Genomic DNA, 18239 nt, shown 5'->3' with positions numbered 1-18239 from the left:
TGTGGCAAAGTGAGGACTTGTGTCACGTCCAGACGGCCGGTCCAGCATCCAAGACATCGCCCGCGCCAGGCTGAGCGACGGTTTCGTCGGCAGGGTCGGGGAACGCGAGGACTTCCGAAACAATCTGGGGTTGTCCGGCGACGACCGGCGCCGCCGGTATCTGTACTCGGTGCACGGTCTCGCGGGGGTCGGCAAGTCGTTCCTCCTCGACCAGCTTCGCGGTATCGCCGAGGAAGCGCGCGCCGCCGTCGGGTTCGCCGACGACCGGCAGCAGGATTTGCCCGCGACGTTGGTCAAACTGGCGAAGGACCTCGCTCGCGGCGGGTACGAGATGCGCCGCTTCGAGAAGCGCTACGAGTCCTATCTCAAGGCGAGGGAACGGCTTCACAGCGATCCGCAGGCTCCCGCCGCGGGCCGCGCCCTCGTGACGAAGACCGTGGTCAAGGCGGGTCTCGGTGTCGCGAAGACACTGCCAGGCGGAAGTATCGCCGCCGACGCGATCGACGCGGACGCGACGGCGAAACAGCTGGAGCAGCTCCAGGTCTACCTCGCGGCGAGGTTCAAGCGGAAGGCCGATGTCCAGCTGCTCCTCGAACCGGCGGAGGAGCTCACCAAACCGTTCGTCGAAGATCTGTGGCGTATTCCGGAGACGCGGCAGATCGCGCTGTTCTTCGACACCTTCGAGCGGACCGCGCCGGTGCTGGAGACCTGGCTGCTCGACCTGTTCGCCGGACTGTACGGCGATCTGCCGCAGAACCTGGTGCTCACCGTCGCCGGTCAGTTCCCGCTGGACGAGGCGAACTGGAACCGGCACGCGCCGCTGATGCGCGAGATCGAACTCCGGCCGTTCACCGAGCCGGAGGCACGGCGCCTGCTCGCCGAACACGGGATCACCGACGAACAGGTCATCGAGATCGTGCTGCGGCTGACCGACGGCCTGCCCGTCCTGGTCGCCATGCTGGCCCGCGGGAACCCCGTCGGAGCGGACGCCGTCGGCGATCCCAGCGATGACGCGGTCAAGCGATTCCTGCACTGGGTCCCGGAAAAGGCCAGGAAGGACATCGCCGCCACCGCGTCGCTGCCCCGTTTGCTCGACGAGGACGTCATCGGCGTGCTGACCGGGAAGGAGACCGCGGGGGAGACCTTCCGCTGGCTGCGGGAACTGCCGTTCGTCGGGCGCCGCGAGCTTCCGGTGCGCTACCACCCGGTGGTCCGCGGCCCGATGGTGCGGCTGGAACGCGGGCGTTCGCCCGCCGAGTTCGCCGAACGCCACCTTCGGCTCGCCGAGTACTACGAAGGCCGATGTGCCGAACTCGGCCTGAGCAGCCATCGCGACGCCTGGAGCGACGAGCGCTGGCAGAAGAGGAAGCTCGAACAGACCTATCACCGGCTCTGCGGCGCCCCGGCCGACGCGTTGCCGGACGCGCTGCTCGGCGCGGCCGAGATGATCACCACCGGTATCGCTCCCGCACGCGCTTGGGCACGCATGATGGAGCAGGCGGGTGTCGACGCGGACGCGCCTTCGGTACTGGGCTGGGGACAACGGCTGGCCGCCGCGATCGGCGACGGCGACGGCCCGAGGGAGATCCCGGTGCTCGACCTGCTCGCCGGCGCGGGTGAACTCGACGCTGCCCGGCTTTCGACGGTGATCCGGCGGCGCGCGTGGGCCCACGAAGGACAGGACGACATCGCCGCGGCGACACGCGACTTCGATCGGGCTCTCGATCTGAACCCCGCCGACCCCTACCCGTGGAGCGACCGGGGCAACCTGTTCCGCAACGAGGGTGACTGGGAACGGGCGTTGTCGGATCTGAACCGGGCGATCGAGCTCGATCCCGGTTACGCCTATTCGTGGCGTGGACGCGGTTCCGCCCGTGCCGAGCTCGGCGATCTCGACGGCGCGATGGCGGACCTCGACGAGGCCGTCCGCCTGCAGCCCGACCACACGTGGGCGTACTCCATCCGGAGCGAGGTGCATTTCAAACGCGGCGACGTCCGGAAGGCGATCGACGAGATCGACATCGCGATCCGGCTCGATCCCGACTACGCCTGGGCCGTCCACTACCGGGCCACGCTGTTCGCCGAGCTGGGAGACGACGAAGAAGCACTCGCCGGTCACCGCGCGGCCGCCGCCCTCCGCCCCAAAGACGTCTACTACCTGACCGAGCTGGCGTTGTTCCTGGAGCGGACCGAAGACGGGGATGCCGCGTCGGCGGCCTTCGACGCGATCGTCGCGGCGGATCCCGGCAGCGCCAGGGCCCACGCGATCCGGGCCGCCTTCCACCACCGCGCTGAGCGATACCGGCTCGCCGTGGACGGTTTCACCGCCGCGCTGCGGATCGACCCGGACTACGAGTGGGCGTACTACATGCGCGGCCAGGCGCATGACGAGCTGGACGATCGTGAGGCGGCGCTCGCCGATTACGAGCGTGCGATCGAACTCGCTCCCGAAGACGCCGAGAATCACCTGCAGCGAGGGATGATGCTCAGCCGGCTGAGGAGGAATCAAGAAGCGATCGAGTCCTTGAGCCGCGCGATCGAACTCGAACCCGGCAACGAATGGGCGCACACCTGGCGCGCCATGACCCATCAGCGCGCCCGCGACTTCGCGGAGGCTCTCGCCGACATCGACGTCGCGGTGGCGGCGAGCCCGGAGATGGCCTTCTTCCACACCACCCGGGGCGACATTCTCAGAGGTCTCGACCGTCACGACGAAGCCCGGGCCGCCCTGGACGAAGGGGTGCGTCTGGGGCAGGGCAGCGGATACGCCGCCTACCGGCGCGCTCGCCATCGCTTCCTCTTCGGTGATCTGGAAGGCGCGTTGGCCGACACGGAAAGCGCGCTGGAAGCAGGGCACGAAGAGAGCGCCCGCGCACTGCATGCGGACATCCGCTGCCGCGCAGGCGAATACCAGGAGGCCATCCGGGAGCTGCGCGAACTGGTCGCCTCGGATCCCGAGGACTCCGAATACCGCGAGAGCCTCGGGGAGGCCTTGTTGTTCGCGGGGGAGTTCGACGAGGCGGAGACGCTTCTGGCCCCGCTCGCGCCGGAATTCGGCTGGGCGCACAACCTCCTCACCCTCGTCTGGCTGAAGACCGGGAAGACCGAAGAAGCCCGCCAGGCGCTGAACGAAGGCCTCGACAAGGCTTCGTCCCGATCTGCTTCCGGCGACTTCGACTGGGACGCCCAGGTCCAACCGCTCTTCTACCTCCTCGTCCTCGGCCGTGAGGAAGAAGTGACCCGTGGCCTCGAGGCCCTGCTCGAAAAGGGCGCGCCACAGGAGACGCGCCTGGAGTTGCTGCGCGATCTCAAGGAGCTACGAGTGCTGGTGCCCGAACTCGGCGGGGTGATCGAGGGTCTCATCGCCCTCATCCCCAGGCCGGTGCTCACCCTCCCAGGTGCTTGAGCGCCTCCTTCCTGGACAGAGTGGACAGTGCCGGATGGGCGGCGACGAACGCGCGCACCCAATCCGGCTCGGTCTTCGCGTACTCGCGCAGGGCCCAGCCGATTCCTTTGCGCAGGAAGAAGTCCTTGTCGTCGATATTCGCCTCGACGGCACGGGTGAGCAGATCGGTGTCCGTTCCGCCCTTGGCCCCGATCTGGCAGATGACCGCGGTACGGCGGCGCCACCTGTCCTCGTCGTAGGCCCAGGTCAGCATCAGCGTGGTCACCGTCTCCGGTTCCGCGCGGAGGATCGGCCCGATCCGGCGGATGGCGACTTCGTCCACATAGTCCCACCACGCGCCCGTCACGATCATCTCCTCGTACAGGCCGAGCAGATCGACGTCCTGCCAACGGGTGTACGCGCGATGCCCGGAAAGGGCGATCGCCGCATAGCGCTCTTCCCGGAACTCGGCCTCCCGCCACAACGTGAGAATTGCCGTCGAAAAGCTCACACGATCGGGTAGCGGATTTTCGGCGTAGACCCGCTTCAGCAGGGCCGTCCGAGGCGGGGACGCCACACCGAGGAACGGCATTTCCGACTTCATGTACGCCCGCATCGACGGCGCTTTCCCCGGATCGGCCAGCGCGGCCAAACCGTTGCGAACCGCCGAAACCAGGCTTTTCACCTCGTCCATGCGTTCTCCTTTCCCCAGTGGGCGCCGCGAGCGTACGACAGGGGACCGACAAGACTGATATGCCCGGATCGGGGAGCGGATACCGACTAAAGAGGGATGGCGGTCAACGTGTCGGTCAGCGAGATTGAAGCCGGTTCTCGGTAGCTTCGGCCCGACCGGGTCGAACGCGGACGAAAAGGAACACAGTGAAGAAATTCGTTGCCGCCCTGGCGGTCGCGGGGATCGGCGTCGGCACCATGGCGCTCGCTCCCTCCGCCACGGCCGCCTCGGCGTCGGACTTCGATCCGAAGCCCATCTCCTGGGGAGCCTGTACGCGCCCGAGCCTGGTCAAGGCCGGCGCGGAATGCGGTTTCCTCGAGGTCCCGCTGGACTACGCGAAGCCGGGCGGGGAGAAGATCTCGATCGCCGTCTCGCGGGTGAAGCACAAGTCCGCCCAGTCGCAGGGCGTCATGATCGTCAACCCGGGTGGCCCCGGCGGTTCGGGCCTCGGGCTGTCGACGCTCGGCCGGGCCGTCCCCAAGAAGGCGGGTGAGGAGTACGACTGGATCGGCTTCGACCCGCGCGGCGTGGGGGAGAGCAAGCCGTCGCTGACCTGCGACGGCAACTACGCCTCCTACAACCGCCCGCAGTACGTGCCGACCACGCGCGCCATCGAGACGGCGTGGCGTGAGAAGGCGAAGGGTTACGCGAAGGCGTGCGCCAAGAACGGCGCGATCCTCGACCACATCAAGACCATCGATGTGGCGAAGGACGTCGACAGCCTGCGCAAGGCGCTGGGCGAGAAGCAGATCAACTACTACGGCTTCTCCTACGGCACCTACCTCGGGCAGGTCTACAGCACGCTGTTCCCGCAGAACGTGCGGCGGATGGTGTTCGACGGCACCGTCGACCCCCGCGACGTCTGGTACAAGGCGAACCTGAACCAGGACATCGCCTTCGACAAGAACATCAAGACCTACTTCGGCTGGCTCGCCAAGTACGACTCCGTCTACCACCTCGGCAACACCGCCGCCGCGGTCGAGAAGCTGTGGTACGCCGAGCAGAAGAAGCTGTACGACAAGCCCGCGGGCGGCGTCATCGGCGGTTCCGAGTGGACGGACATCTTCCTGCAGGCCGGTTACTACGTCTTCGGCTGGGAAGACATCGCGAACGCCTTCTCGGGCTGGGTGCACAAGGGTGACTGGCAGACCTTGAAGGGCCTGTACGACGACTCCAACCCGCCGGGTCAGGACAACGGCTACGCGGTGTACGCGGCCGTGCAGTGCACCGACGTGGCGTGGCCGCAGAGCTGGCCCCGCTGGAAGTTCGACAACTGGGTCACGCACTTCCGGGCTCCGTTCGAGACCTGGGGCAACGCCTGGTTCAACGCCCCGTGCCTCGACTGGCCCGCGAAGCCGGGCAAGCCGGTGGAGATCGACGGGAGCAAGGTCCCCGGCATCCTGCTGGTCAACGAGGAGAACGACGCCGCGACGCCGTACCCCGGCAGCCTCGAGGTCCGCAAGCGCTACCCGAACTCCAGCCTGATCAGCGCTCCGGGTGGCACGACGCACTCGGGCTCGCTGTCCGGTGTGTCCTGTGTGGACGACAAGATCGCGGATTACCTGCTGACCGGAAAGCTGCCCGTGCGCAAGCCGGGCAACGGTTCGGACGTGCAGTGCGCCGCGGTCCCGCAGCCGGTTCCGGCCGGTGCTTCCGCGGCCGCGAAGTCGGATGCGCCGTCTTCGGTCGCCGAAGTGAAGAAGGAGGCGCTGGCTCAGGCGCTGCCTTTCTGAGTGACTAAGGATGTCGCGATGCCCCGGTCCGGGTTTCCGGACCGGGGCATTTCTTCGCTCTCGCGCTTCTCAGCAGTGGCTCGTCATCCGCATGCTGTGGATGCGGTCGAAGAACCTGGCGTCGAACGATCCCTCGGCGAACCACCAGTGCCACACGTTCTTGACGGTGCCTTTGACGAACTTGGTGTCACCGCCGTGATGGATGGGCCCGAGGACGATGCCGTTGCTGTCCAAGATGTTCACCCACATCAGCCAAGCGTCGTTGCTGTCGCTGCTGACGATCGTCGCCTCGAACGAAGCGCTGCCGTCGCGCCTGAGAGTCCACTTCGCGTTGTCCATCGTGCAGTCCCCGGCCTGGATGCGACCCCAGGTGAACCAGCAGGAATTCGCTCCGGTGCAGGTGGCCAGTGTGGTGGTGGACGCCGTCGTCCCGGCCGAGGCCGGCGTGGCGAAGACGGTCCCGATCGCGAGCACGAGCATTGTCACGAAAAGCGCCATCCGACGTGCCTTGGTCGTCATTTTTCCTCCCCATCGTGGACGAACCGATGAGCAAAGCTAACCTGCGGATGATCGCGGTCGAGATCACTTAGGTGCGGCAACGGGGGTGGCCGATAGGGCCATGACCGGCCCCCTCGCGCCCGCGAATGCGATGAAAGTTCCGGTCACGCACCGAATCCCCTCGCCGCACCGGCGAATTGTCAGGCCCGCCCGTTACCGTCCCCGGCATGACCATCGTCGAAGAGCACCGGACCGAGATCCGGGTGCAGGACACCGTTTATCGCATCGAGGTCGCCGCCCGTGAGGGTGGCGGCGCGGCCGGGGAAGACCGCTGGGTGACCGTCATGGTCGGCGGAGCCGGACCGCTGGAGGAGCCTGTCGCCGAAGGCAGGCTCGATATCGACGCCGAAGCCGTACCGGCCTTGGCGACCGTCCTTTCCGACACCCTCCTGGCGTTCGCCGGACGGGGCACCGGCCGGAACGGCCGCCGAAGATCGGCGGACCGTCCCGCGCAACAGGGCCTGCCGTGGTCCGACGAGCTGGACGCGGAACTGGAAAGCCGTTGGCTCGCCGGGGAAAGTGTCGAGGAGATCGCGCGGCGGTTCGAGCGGACACCGGGCGGTATCCGTGCCCGGTTGCCCAGGGTCGGCTGTGACCCGGAGCGCCGGGGCGCGTATCTCCCCATCCCGCCGAGCCAACGAGAGGTGGCTGAACTCGACTGAACACCGGCGGTCGCGAGGGCCTTCGGTCTCTCGCGGCCGCCGTCAGTCCACTGTGGACCCGGCTCCGCGTTCCGCCCGCGCGGCCATCTTCCGGAGGTGCCCGATCAGTTCCGGCGGCTCGTGCACGGTGAATTCGCAGCCGAGCCCGAGGAGCCGGAACGCGAGCCAGTCCAGGGTGTCCGTGCCCGCGTGGAAAACGCAGGTCTCGTCGTCCAGCGATTCCAGTTCGCCGAACCCCTCGCCGATCGCGGGGGCGACCCGGCCGATCGGCGCGTGCAGGGTCACGCGTGCGCTGTAAGTGGGAAGGAGGCTGTACATCTTGTCGGTGACATAGGCCGCCACGTCCTCCGCGGGTGGCTGTCTCGGAGTGGCCCGGCCGCCGGTCGCCCTCGGCTCCGAGACCCGGTCCGCGCGGAAGATCCGCCAGTTGTCCCGGTCGAGGTCGTAGCCGAGCAGGTACCAGCGGCGTCCGGCGGAGACGAGCCGGTGCGGTTCGACGTGCCGCCGGGATTCGGTCCCGTCGCTGGTGCGGTAGGTGAACCGGGTCCGCTCGGTGTTGGCGATCGCGCCCGCGAAGACGGTGAGATGTTCCGGATCCACCGCGGGACCCGTGCCGGGGAGCGGCACGGTCGCGGCGCCCAGCGCGCCGACGCGATAACGCAGCCGCGAAGGCAGCACCTGCTCGAGTTTGGCGAGCGCCCGCACCGAAGACTCCTCGATACCCGAGATCGCCTGCCCGGCGGCGCCGCGGAGACCGACCGCGATCGCGACGGCCTCCTCGTCGTCGAGCAGCAGCGGTGGCATCGCCGTGCCGGCGCCCAGCCGGTAGCCGCCCTCGGAGCCTCGCGACGCCTCGACGGGGTAACCGAGCTCACGCAGCCGGTCGATGTCGCGCCGGATGGTCCGCGGGCTGACCTCCAGCCGTTCGGCGAGCTCGCTGCCAGGCCACTCGCGCGGGGTCTGCAGGAGCGACAGCAGGCTGAGCAGCCGGGCGGGCGTGTCGGTCATGCGGTCAAGGATGCCTCGTACGGAGTGCCGTATCGGGTGAGCCACACGACTTTGTTTGATTGAACTTGCATGGGAGTGCATAATCATGCGTATGACGGTGAAGATCGCGGTGGCCGGAGCCAGCGGGTACGCGGGCGGCGAACTCCTGCGCCTGCTGCTGACCCATCCCGAAATCCAGATCGGCGCGCTCACCGCGGCCAGCTCCGCGGGGACGCCACTCGTCCAGCATCAGCCGCACCTCGCCCCGCTGGCGGACAGGGTCCTGCTGGAGACGACCCCGGAGACCCTGGCCGGACACGACGTCGTCTTCCTCGCCCTGCCCCACGGTCACTCCGGCGCCATCGCCGCGCAACTGGGCCCGGACGTCCTGGTGGTCGACCTCGGCGCGGACCACCGCCTCTCGGACGCGGCCGACTGGCAGCGCTGGTACGGCGGAGACCACGCCGGGCAGTGGCCGTACGGGCTTCCCGAGCTCCCCGGAGCACGCGAACGTCTCGCCGGGACCAAACGCATCGCGGTCCCCGGCTGCTTCCCGACCGGCGGTTCGATCGCCCTCGCCCCGGCGCTCGCCGCGGGCCTGGTCGAGCCGGAGATCAACGTCGTCGCCGTCACCGGGACCTCGGGCGCGGGCAAGAGCCTGAAGCCGAACCTCCTCGGTTCGGAGGTGATGGGCTCGGCCACGGCGTACGGCGTCGGTGGCGCCCATCGGCACACTCCCGAGTTCGCGCAGAACCTGTCCGCGGTCGCGGGCGAGCGGGTCAAGGTCTCGTTCACCCCGGTGCTGGCCCCGATGCCGCGCGGGATCCTCACCACCGCGAGCGCCGCCCTCAAGACCGATCTGGACGCCGAAGACGCCCGCGAGGTCTACGAAAAGGCGTACGCCACCGAGCCGTTCGTCCAGCTGCTGCCCGAGGGCCGGTGGCCGTCTTCGGCTTCGGTCGTCGGCTCGAACAACGTCCAGCTGCAGGTCACCGTCGACGCCGACACCCGGCGCCTGATCGTGGTCGCGGCCATCGACAACCTGACCAAGGGCACCGCGGGCGGCGCCGTCCAGTCGATGAACATCGCCCTCGGCCTCCCCGAAACCACCGGACTACCGACCGTAGGAGTCGCTCCGTGACCGTCACCCAGCCGAAGGGATTCCGTGCCGCGGGCGTCGCCGCCGGGATCAAGGCCGAGGGCAAGCTCGACCTCGCGCTCGTCGTCAACGACGGGCCGCTGCAGGTCGCGGCCGGTGTCTTCACGCGCAACGTGATCAAGGCCGCGCCCGTCCTGTGGTCGCAGGAAGTGCTCAAGCAGCAGCGGCTCAAGGCCGTCGTCCTCAACTCCGGCGGCGCGAACGCCGCCACCGGCCCCGGCGGTTTCCAGGACACCCACCAGACCGCCGAGAAGGTCGCGGGACTCTTCGAAGCCGGCGCGATCGAGGTCGCGGTCTGCTCGACCGGCCTGATCGGCGAGCGGCTGCCGATGGACGCGCTGCTCTCCGGGGTGGACACCGCCTTCGGGCGGCTCGGCACCGGAGACGAGGCCGACCTCGCCGCCGCCACCGCGGTCATGACCACCGACACCAAGCCGAAGCAGGCGGCCGCGAAGCACGAAAGCGGCTGGAGTGTCGGCGGGTTCGCCAAGGGCGCGGGCATGCTCGCGCCGAACCTCGCGACGATGCTCTCCGTCCTCACCACCGACGCGGTCGTCACGCCCGAAGTCCTGGACAAGGCCCTGCGTGCCGCCACCGGAGTGACCTTCGACCGGCTCGACGTCGACGGCGGGACTTCCACCAACGACACGGTGCTCGTCCTCGCGTCCGGTGCCAGCGGTGTCGAGCCGACCGAGGCCGAACTGACCGAGCTCCTCACCGCCGTCAGCCTCGACCTCGTCCTGCAACTGCGCGCGGACTCCGAGGGCGCGACCAAGTACGTCGACGTCACGGTCGCCGGCGCGGCGAGCGAGGCCGACGCCATCGCCGTCGGCCGGACGATCGCCGAGGACAATCTGGTCAAGACCGCCCTGTTCGGTTCCGACCCGAACTGGGGCCGCATCGCCATGGCGCTGGGCCGCGTGCCGGCGGAGATCGACCCGGAGAAGGTCTCCATCGCGATCAACGGCGTCACCCTCTTCGCCAAGGGCACCACCGCGGCGGACCGCTCCGAGGCGGACCTTTCGGGCCGGGACATCCAGATCGTCGTCGACCTCGGCCTCGGCGAAGGCGGGGCGACGATCTACACGACCGACCTCTCGCACGCGTACGTCGAAGAGAACAGCGCGTATTCGTCATGAGCCCTTCCGAATCCACCGTCCCCGCGGACGAGCGGCTCGCGACGGCCGCCGAGAAGGCCGCGATCCTCATCGAGGCCTTGCCCTGGCTGCAGCGTTTCCACGGCGCCACCGTCGTGGTGAAGTACGGCGGCAACGCCATGATCGACGAGAGCCTCAAGCAGGCCTTCGCCGAGGACATGGTCTTCCTGCGCACAGTGGGGCTGCGTCCGGTGGTGGTGCACGGCGGCGGGCCGCAGATCACCGCGATGCTCACCCGGCTCGGCGTCGAAGGCGAGTTCAAGGGCGGCCTGCGCGTCACCACACCCGAGACGATGGACATCGTCCGCATGGTGCTGACCGGCCAGGTCAGCCGCGAACTGGTCGGCCTGATCAACGCGCACGGTCCGTACGCGGTCGGCATCTCCGGCGAGGACGCGCGGCTGTTCACCGCCGAGCGCAAACAGGCCACTGTGGACGGTGTGCCGGTCGACATCGGGCTCGTCGGCGAGGTCTCCGAGGTCAACCCGGACGCCGTGCTCGACATCGTCAACGCGGGCCGGATCCCGGTGGTCTCCACCGTGGCCCCGGACGTCGACGGCGTCGTGCACAACATCAACGCCGACACCGCCGCCGGTGCGCTGGCCGCGGCGCTCGGCGCGGAAAAGCTCGTCGTGCTAACGGATGTCGAAGGCCTTTACGCCAACTGGCCGGACCGCGGTTCGCTGGTCGACCGGATCCGGGTGGACCGCCTCGAAACCCTGCTTCCCGGCCTCGCCAGCGGCATGATCCCGAAGATGGAGGCCTGTGTGCGCGCCATCCGCGGCGGCGTCCGCCGCGCGCACGTGATCGACGGCCGCATCGCCCATTCGGTGTTGCTGGAGGTCTTCACCTCCCGCGGCATCGGTACCATGGTCTTCCCCGAAACGGAGCTCCCGTGACCACGTACAAGTCCAATGTCGACGGCCAGGAGCACTGGAAGTCTTCCCTCATGGACAACTACGGCACCCCGGCGCTGACCCTGGTCCGCGGTGAGGGGGCGAAGGTCTGGGACGCCGACGGCAAGCCGTACGTCGACCTGCTGGGCGGTATCGCGGTCAACGCGCTCGGCCACGCCCACCCCGCCGTGGTCGCCGCCGTCACCGAGCAGATCGCGAAACTCGGCCACACCTCGAACCTCTACGTGAACCCGGTCGCCGTCGAACTGGCCGAAACCCTCCTGGACGTCGCCGGCCTGTCCGGCAACGCGAAGGTGCTGTTCGTCAACTCCGGCGCGGAGGCCAACGAGGCCGCGCTGAAGATCAGCAGGCTCACCGGGCGGACCAAGGTCGTCGCGTGCGAGGGCGCCTTCCACGGCCGCACCATGGGCGCGCTGACATTGACCGGGCAGCCGTCGAAGCGCGACGCGTTCGAGCCGCTGGTTCCCGGCGTCACCCACGTTCCCTACGGTGACATCGACGCGCTTCGCGCCGCGGTGGACACCGAGACGGCGGCGGTGTTCCTCGAGCCGATCCTCGGGGAGGCGGGTGTCGTCCCGGCGCCGGACGGCTACCTCCAGGCCGCGCGGGAGATCACCAAGGCGACCGGGACCCTGCTGGTCCTCGACGAGGTGCAGACCGGCATCGGTCGCACCGGCGCGTGGTTCGCCTTCCAGCACGCCGGCATCGTCCCGGACGTCATCACCCTGGCCAAGGGGCTCGGCGGCGGGCTGCCGATCGGCGCGGTCATCGGCGTCGGCGAGGCGGGGGAGCTGGTGAAACCGGGCCAGCACGGCACCACCTTCGGCGGTAACCCGGTCTGCTGCGCCGCCGGGCTCGCCGTGCTCAAGACCATCGCCAAGGACAACCTGAACGACCACGTTTCCGCACTGGGCAAGGACATCGCCTCGCGCGTGGAGGAGCTCGGCCACCCGCTGGTGTCCGGGGTCCGCGGGGCCGGGCTGCTGCTCGGCATCGCCTTGCGCGAACCGGTCTCGGCGAAGGTCGCCAAGGCCGCGCAGGACGCGGGGTACCTGGTCAACCCCATCGCCCCGGACACCATCCGGCTGGCACCGCCGCTGATCCTGAGCGCCGACGAGGCCGCGGGATTCCTCGAAGCCCTTCCCGGGGCGCTCGATTCCACCACCACCTAGGACAGAGACGACACGCATGCTCCGCAACTTCCTCCGTGACGACGATCTCAGCCCGGCCGAACAGGCCGAGATCCTGGACCTCGCCGACCAGCTGAAGGCCGAGCCCTTGAGCTCCCGCGCGCTGGAGGGCAAGTCCGTCGCGGCGATCTTCGAGAAGAACTCCACCCGGACCAGGTTCTCCTTCGAGGTGGGCATCGCCCAGCTCGGCGGCAATCCGGTCATCGTCGACGGCCGCTCCATGCAGCTCGGCCGCGAAGAGACCATCGAAGACACCTCGCGCGTGCTTTCGCGGTACCTCGACGCGATCGTCTGGCGGACCTTCGCCCAGAAGCGCATCGACGCGATGGCCTCGGCGGCGAGCATCCCGGTGATCAACGCGCTCACCGACGAGTTCCACCCGTGCCAGGTGCTCACCGACCTGATGACCATCCGCGAACGTAAGGGCAAGCTCGCCGGGCTCACCCTGGTGTACCTCGGCGACGGCGCCAACAACATGGCGCATTCGCTGCTGCTGGGCGGGACAACGGCCGGGATGCACGTCCGCGTCGTCTCGCCGGAGGGTTTCCAGCCGGATCAGCAGGTCATGCTCGACGCCAAGCACCGGTCGACGGAGACCGGCGGCAGCACCACGGTCTTCACCGATCCGTACGCCGCCGTCGAAGGCGCGGACGTCGTCGTCACCGACACCTGGACCTCCATGGGCCAGGAGAACGACGGTCTCGACCGGGTCGGCCCGTTCCGTGAGCTGCAGGTCAACTCCGCGCTGATGCGCCGCGCCGCGGACGAGGCGATCGTGCTGCACTGCCTGCCCGCGCACCGCGGCTGGGAGATCACCGACGAGGTCATCGACGGGCCGGCGAGCGCGGTCTGGGACGAGGCCGAGAACCGGCTGCATGCCCAGAAAGCGCTGCTGGTGTGGCTCATGGACGAGAAGCGACGATGACCGGCAGCAGGGTCACCCGGCAGGCCCGGATCACCGAACTCGTGTCCTCGATGGCCATCCGCAGCCAGACGGAGCTCGCGAAGCTCCTGGCCGCGGAAGGTATCGACGTCACGCAGGCGACGCTGTCCCGCGACCTCGACGAACTGGGCGCGGTGAAGCTCCGAGGTGCCGATTCCGGCGCACCGGTGTATGTCATTCCGGAGGACGGCAGCCCGGTACGCGGCGTGCAGGGCGGTACGTCCCGGCTTTCGCGGCTGCTCGCCGAACTGCTCGTTTCGGCGGACTCGTCGGGGAATTTGACGGTGCTGCGCACCCCGCCGGGGGCGGCGCAGTTCCTGGCCAGCGCCATCGACAGGGCGGCGCTGGAGGAGGTCGTCGGCTCGATCGCCGGCGACGACACGGTCGCGGTGATCGCGAGGGAACCGTTGTCCGGCAAGGATCTGGCCGAGCGTTTCATGGCGCTGGCCCGACGGTCGTCCACAGTGGACGGCGGTGAGGAGACCGAGGGTGACGCCTGACGGGTTCACGTTCCCGGACGAGGAGGAGAAACTGGTCATCACCTTCGACGAAGGTGTACCGGTGGCCATCGACGGGGAGACCGTGACACTGCTGGAGGCCTTCCAGCAGCTGAACCGCCGTATCGGCGCCTTCGGGCTCACAGGACGCGAGATCTACGAGGGGCCCGGCGCGCTCGCGCTGGTCACCGCGCACGAGGAACTGCAAAAGGTCAGCACCGGGCGCGTGTCCGGCGAGGTCCGGCTGGTCCTGCACCGCGGCAACGCGGTCGTGAACTCCGCGCGCGACGAGCGCGCGCTGTACGACTTCACCACAGGCGCTACCTTCGACCGGTCAGTCGCCTGAAGAGAACCAAGGAATTCGAGGAGTGTTGTGAGCGGGAATGAGCAGCCGGTGCAGCTGTGGGGCGGCCGGTTCGCCAGCGGACCGGCCGAGGCGATGGCGGCGCTGAGCGCGTCGACCCATTTCGACTGGCGGCTGGCGCCGTACGACATCGCCGGATCGCGGGCCCACGCCCGGGTGCTGCGGAAGGCGGGGCTGCTCACCGAAGACGAGCTGACCGGCATGCTCGCCGCGCTGGACACCCTCGCGCAGGACGTGGCCTCGGGCGCGTTCACCCCGACCGTCGCCGACGAGGACGTCCACACCGCGCTCGAACGCGGTCTCCTGGAGCGGGCCGGCACCGAACTCGGCGGCAAGCTCCGGGCGGGCCGTTCGCGCAACGACCAGGTCGCGACGCTGTTCCGGATGTGGCTGCGCGACGCCGCCCGCCGCGTGGTCGCGGGCACCCTCGGCGTCGTCGACGCACTCGTCTCGCAGGCGAAGCGGCACCCGGACGCGATCCTCCCGGGCCGCACCCACCTGCAGCACGCCCAGCCCGTCCTGCTGGCGCACCACCTGCTCGCACACGGCCAGTCGCTGCTGCGCGACGTCACCCGCTTGCGTGACTGGGACGCTCGCACCGCCGAGTCGCCCTATGGCTCCGGCGCGCTGGCGGGATCCTCGCTCGGCCTCGACCCGGAGGCCGTCGCCGAGGAGCTGGGCTTCGACACCAGCGTCGAGAACTCGATCGACGGCACCGCCTCGCGGGACTTCGTCGCCGAGTTCGCCTTCGACGTCGCGATGCTCGCGGTCAACCTGTCCAGGATCGCCGAAGAGGTGATCATCTGGAACACCGCCGAGTTCGGCTACGTCACCCTCGACGACGCCTGGGCGACCGGCAGTTCGATCATGCCGCAGAAGAAGAACCCCGACGTCGCCGAGCTGACCCGCGGCAAGGCCGGACGGCTCATCGGCAACCTGACCGGGCTCCTCGCGACGCTCAAGGCGCAGCCGCTCGCGTACAACCGTGACCTGCAGGAAGACAAGGAACCGGTCTTCGACTCCGTCGAGCAGCTGGAACTGCTGTTCCCGGCGATCGCGGGCATGCTCGAGACGCTGACCTTCCACACCGACCGGCTCGCCGAACTGGCGCCCGCCGGCTTCACCCTCGCCACGGACATCGCCGAATGGCTGGTCCGGCAGGGCGTGCCGTTCCGCGTCGCGCACGAAGCGGCGGGGGAGAGCGTCCGCGTCGCCGAGGCCCGCGGCGTCGGCCTGGACGAGCTGACCGACGAAGAGTTCGAAAAGATCAACCCGGCGCTGACGCCGGCCGTGCGCGAGGTCCTGACCGTCGAAGGTTCCGTGAGCTCGCGCAACGCTCGGGGCGGCACCGCTCCGGAGCGCGTCGCCGAACAGCGGGATCGTCTGGTCGCGCGGGTCGCCGAACACCGCGCCTGGCTCGGCTGAACAACCCCCAAAGCGCGTGAAGGCCCCCTTCCCTCGACTCAGCCGAGGGAAGGGGGCCTTCACGCGCATCAGGGAGCCTGATCGGCCTCGTTCGTCTCGCCCGGGGCCCGCTCCGCGCGGCCGGTTAAGGTCGGCCTGGGAGAACGCGACGTTAGGGGAGTGCGGAACGTGGAGACCGGCAGACAGTTCACCCGGCGCGAGCTGGCGCTGGATCCGGTGGAGCTGTCCACGCTCCTGCTCGGCGCGGTGATCGAGGCGAGCGGTCCCGACGGCACGGTCGCGGTCCGGCTGGTGGAGGTCGAGGCCTATCGAGGGCTCGACGACCCCGCGTCGCACTGCTATCGCGGCAAGACCCCGCGCAACGCGGTCATGTGGGGACCCGCGGGTCATCTGTACGTCTACTTCGTCTACGGCATGCACTTCTGCGCGAACGTCGTCGGCACCGAAGACGGGCAGCCGGGCGCAGTGCTCCTGCGTGCCGGGGAGGTGGTGTCCGGTGCGGACATCGCCAGGGCGCGCAGGCCGTCCGCGCGCGGCAACGGCGAACTCGCCAAAGGCCCGGCGATCCTCACCTCGGTGCTCGGCATCGACCGCGCCGAGAACGGCGTCGACCTGACCGATCCCGCGTCACCCGTCCGGCTGTTCACCGGCGAACGGGTCCCCGAAGCCGACATCCGCACCGGGCCGCGCGTCGGGGTCGCGATGGCGATGGACACGCCGTGGCGGTTCTGGATCGACGGATCACCCGCGGTCTCCACCTACCGCCGCGGTGGCAAGCGACGGGCGGCCGCCCCCGGCCGATAGTCGGTTGACCTGGTGCGGGAGGATCTACAGGCGTGAGCGAGCACATCCTTGACGAGCTGACCTGGCGCGGCCTGATCGCGCAATCCACCGACCTCGAAGCACTGCGGCGAGACCTCGACCAAGGACCCCTCACGCTCTATTGCGGATTCGACCCGACCGCGCCCAGCCTGCACGCCGGCAACCTGGTGCCGCTGCTGATGCTCTCGCGTTTCCAGCGCGCCGGGCACCGGCCGATCGTGCTGGCGGGCGTCGCCACGGGCATGATCGGCGACCCGCGTGACACCGGTGAACGCACGCTGAACACGCTGGACACCGTCGCCGCGTGGGCGGACCGGATCCGCGGGCAGCTGGAGCGGTTCGTCGACTTCGACGACTCGCCGACCGGCGCGGTCATCGAGAACAACCTGAACTGGACCGGCAAGCAGACCGTCGTCGAGTTCCTGCGCGACGTCGGCAAGCACTTCCCGGTCAACACCATGCTGAACCGCGAGACGGTGAAACGCCGCCTCGAAGCCGACGGCATGTCCTACACCGAGTTCAGCTACCTGCTGCTGCAGTCGCAGGACTACCTGCACCTGTACCGGGAGTACGGCTGCAAGCTGCAGATCGGCGGCTCGGACCAGTGGGGCAACCTCGTCGGCGGCGTCGACCTGATCCGCCGGACCGACGGTGGCCACACGCACGCGTTGACCGCGCCGCTGGTCACCGACACCGAAGGGCGCAAGTTCGGCAAGTCCACCGGTGGCGGCAGCGTCTGGCTGGACCCGGAGATGACGTCCCCGTACGCGTGGTTCCAGTACTTCGTGAACGTCGCCGACTCCGACGTCATCCGCTACCTGCGGATGTTCTCCTTCCTCGGGCAGGAGGAGATCGCGGCACTGGCCGAGGACACCGAGCAGCGTCCGCACCTGCGGTCCGCGCAGCGGAAGCTGGCCGAGGACTTCACCACCCTGGTGCACGGTGAAGAGGCGACCCGCCAGGTCATCGCCGCGAGCCAGGCGCTGTTCGGCAGGGGAGAGCTGCGTGAGCTCGACTCGTCCACCCTCGACGCCGCCATGGCCGAGGTGCCGAACGGCAAGGTCGACCCGAACGGCGAGTCGACCATCGTCGACCTGCTGATCGCGGCCGGGCTCGTCGACAGCAAGGGCGCCGCGCGTCGCACCGTCAAGGAAGGCGGCGCGTACGTCAACAACACGAAGATCGTCGACGAGGAGTGGAAGCCGTCCTCGGACGACGCTCTGCACGGCCGCTGGCTGGTGGTCCGCAAGGGCAAGCGCAACGTCGCCGGCGTGCGCGTCGGGGGCTGATCGTCGCCCGGGCCCGAAACAGGGGCTCTGACCTGCGGAAACGCGGTTAAGGTACCCCCCTGTTTTGGGCCCTTTCGGGGCGTGTAAAGTTCTCCAAGTCGCCAGGGAAACCGGGCGGCCGACCGGGACACGAACCAAGCTCTCGCCTCAGGCGATTGAGTGGGTGTCCCACCAAAAACTGCTAGGAATGACTGCTTCGGATAAGGCCGCTGTGATGGTGGTGCGATTCGGGGTGTGTTGCTTGAGAACTCAACAGTGTGCTAGTGAACTAAGCCAGTAGAGCTTATGTATTGAAACCTCGTAAGAGGTTCCTTTGAGAGCAAGTATTTATTTGCCTCGATCAAATTTGACATTGTTGGAGAGTTTGATCCTGGCTCAGGACGAACGCTGGCGGCGTGCTTAACACATGCAAGTCGAA

At 68.8% G+C, this 18239-nt stretch carries 16 protein-coding genes and 1 rRNA gene; 14 read left to right on the top strand and 3 right to left on the bottom strand.

Going from position 1 to position 18239, the window contains the following annotated elements; all coding sequences use genetic code 11:
* Positions 1-19 precede the first annotated feature (19 nt).
* Positions 20-3406, top strand: a complete 3387-nt coding sequence (locus tag DMC64_RS20650; RefSeq protein WP_125734870.1) for a tetratricopeptide repeat protein — start codon at positions 20-22, stop codon at positions 3404-3406.
* Here DMC64_RS20650 and DMC64_RS20645 read toward each other — a convergent pair.
* Complete coding sequence (locus DMC64_RS20645; RefSeq protein ID WP_125734869.1) at positions 3387-4079, bottom strand: DNA alkylation repair protein; 693 nt, start codon at positions 4077-4079, stop codon at positions 3387-3389. The genes DMC64_RS20650 and DMC64_RS20645 overlap by 20 nt on opposite strands.
* A gap of 185 nt (positions 4080-4264) precedes the next feature.
* Here DMC64_RS20645 and DMC64_RS20640 point away from each other — a divergent pair, with 185 nt between their 5' ends.
* Positions 4265-5851: an alpha/beta hydrolase gene (locus DMC64_RS20640; protein ID WP_125734868.1), complete on the top strand. Its 1587-nt coding sequence runs from the start codon at positions 4265-4267 to the stop codon at positions 5849-5851.
* Between the two features lie 69 nt (positions 5852-5920).
* Here DMC64_RS20640 and DMC64_RS20635 read toward each other — a convergent pair whose 3' ends face one another.
* Positions 5921-6370: a DUF6294 family protein gene (locus tag DMC64_RS20635; protein ID WP_037345641.1), complete on the bottom strand. Its 450-nt coding sequence runs from the start codon at positions 6368-6370 to the stop codon at positions 5921-5923.
* 206 nt (positions 6371-6576) lie between these two features.
* Here DMC64_RS20635 and DMC64_RS20630 point away from each other — a divergent pair, with 206 nt between their 5' ends.
* Complete coding sequence (locus DMC64_RS20630) at positions 6577-7071, top strand: helix-turn-helix domain containing protein (RefSeq protein ID WP_125734867.1); 495 nt, start codon at positions 6577-6579, stop codon at positions 7069-7071.
* A gap of 42 nt (positions 7072-7113) precedes the next feature.
* On the opposite strand, the gene DMC64_RS20625 is transcribed toward DMC64_RS20630, so the two are convergent.
* Entirely contained in the window at positions 7114-8079 is a 966-nt protein-coding gene (locus DMC64_RS20625) for a YafY family protein (RefSeq protein WP_125734866.1), read from the bottom strand.
* Positions 8080-8170: 91 nt separating this feature from the next.
* Between DMC64_RS20625 and argC the strand changes: the two genes are divergently transcribed.
* From argC to DMC64_RS20570, 11 genes are all read left to right on the top strand, one after another.
* Entirely contained in the window at positions 8171-9199 is a 1029-nt protein-coding gene (gene argC, locus DMC64_RS20620; protein ID WP_125734865.1) for an N-acetyl-gamma-glutamyl-phosphate reductase, read from the top strand.
* The gene (gene argJ, locus DMC64_RS20615) at positions 9196-10356 is read left to right on the top strand and encodes a bifunctional glutamate N-acetyltransferase/amino-acid acetyltransferase ArgJ (protein ID WP_125734864.1); all 1161 of its coding nucleotides are present in this window, start codon (positions 9196-9198) and stop codon (positions 10354-10356) included. The genes argC and argJ overlap by 4 nt, the downstream gene beginning before the upstream one ends.
* Positions 10353-11273, top strand: a complete 921-nt coding sequence (gene argB, locus DMC64_RS20610; protein ID WP_037345648.1) for an acetylglutamate kinase — start codon at positions 10353-10355, stop codon at positions 11271-11273. The genes argJ and argB overlap by 4 nt, the downstream gene beginning before the upstream one ends.
* Positions 11270-12463: an acetylornithine transaminase gene (locus tag DMC64_RS20605; protein WP_038511509.1), complete on the top strand. Its 1194-nt coding sequence runs from the start codon at positions 11270-11272 to the stop codon at positions 12461-12463. Before argB ends, DMC64_RS20605 begins: the two co-directional genes overlap by 4 nt.
* A gap of 16 nt (positions 12464-12479) precedes the next feature.
* Complete coding sequence (argF, locus tag DMC64_RS20600) at positions 12480-13406, top strand: ornithine carbamoyltransferase (protein ID WP_016335385.1); 927 nt, start codon at positions 12480-12482, stop codon at positions 13404-13406.
* Positions 13403-13924 carry an arginine repressor gene (locus DMC64_RS20595; protein ID WP_016335384.1) on the top strand — a complete coding sequence of 174 codons (522 nt, stop codon included), beginning with the start codon at positions 13403-13405 and terminating at the stop codon, positions 13922-13924. Before argF ends, DMC64_RS20595 begins: the two co-directional genes overlap by 4 nt.
* Entirely contained in the window at positions 13914-14267 is a 354-nt protein-coding gene (locus DMC64_RS20590; protein ID WP_125734863.1) for an argininosuccinate synthase domain-containing protein, read from the top strand. Before DMC64_RS20595 ends, DMC64_RS20590 begins: the two co-directional genes overlap by 11 nt.
* A 27-nt stretch (positions 14268-14294) precedes the next feature.
* On the top strand, positions 14295-15710 hold the full coding sequence (gene argH, locus DMC64_RS20585; protein ID WP_016335382.1) for an argininosuccinate lyase: 1416 nt from the start codon (positions 14295-14297) through the stop codon (positions 15708-15710).
* Positions 15711-15878: 168 nt separating this feature from the next.
* Entirely contained in the window at positions 15879-16514 is a 636-nt protein-coding gene (locus DMC64_RS20580) for a DNA-3-methyladenine glycosylase (RefSeq protein ID WP_199755042.1), read from the top strand.
* A 32-nt stretch (positions 16515-16546) separates the two neighbouring features.
* Positions 16547-17821 (top strand): tyrosine--tRNA ligase, encoded by a 1275-nt coding sequence (gene tyrS, locus DMC64_RS20575; RefSeq protein ID WP_037345658.1) that lies wholly within the window; start codon positions 16547-16549, stop codon positions 17819-17821.
* Between the two features lie 352 nt (positions 17822-18173).
* Positions 18174-18239: ribosomal RNA gene (locus tag DMC64_RS20570) — 16S ribosomal RNA — on the top strand; the annotation flags it as partial.

It is taken from the genome of Amycolatopsis sp. WAC 04197, assembly GCF_003947475.1.
Classification (GTDB): domain Bacteria; phylum Actinomycetota; class Actinomycetes; order Mycobacteriales; family Pseudonocardiaceae; genus Amycolatopsis; species Amycolatopsis japonica.
Note: the sequence above shows the minus strand (reverse complement) of the source record. Positions and strands in the feature narration are given on the sequence as shown.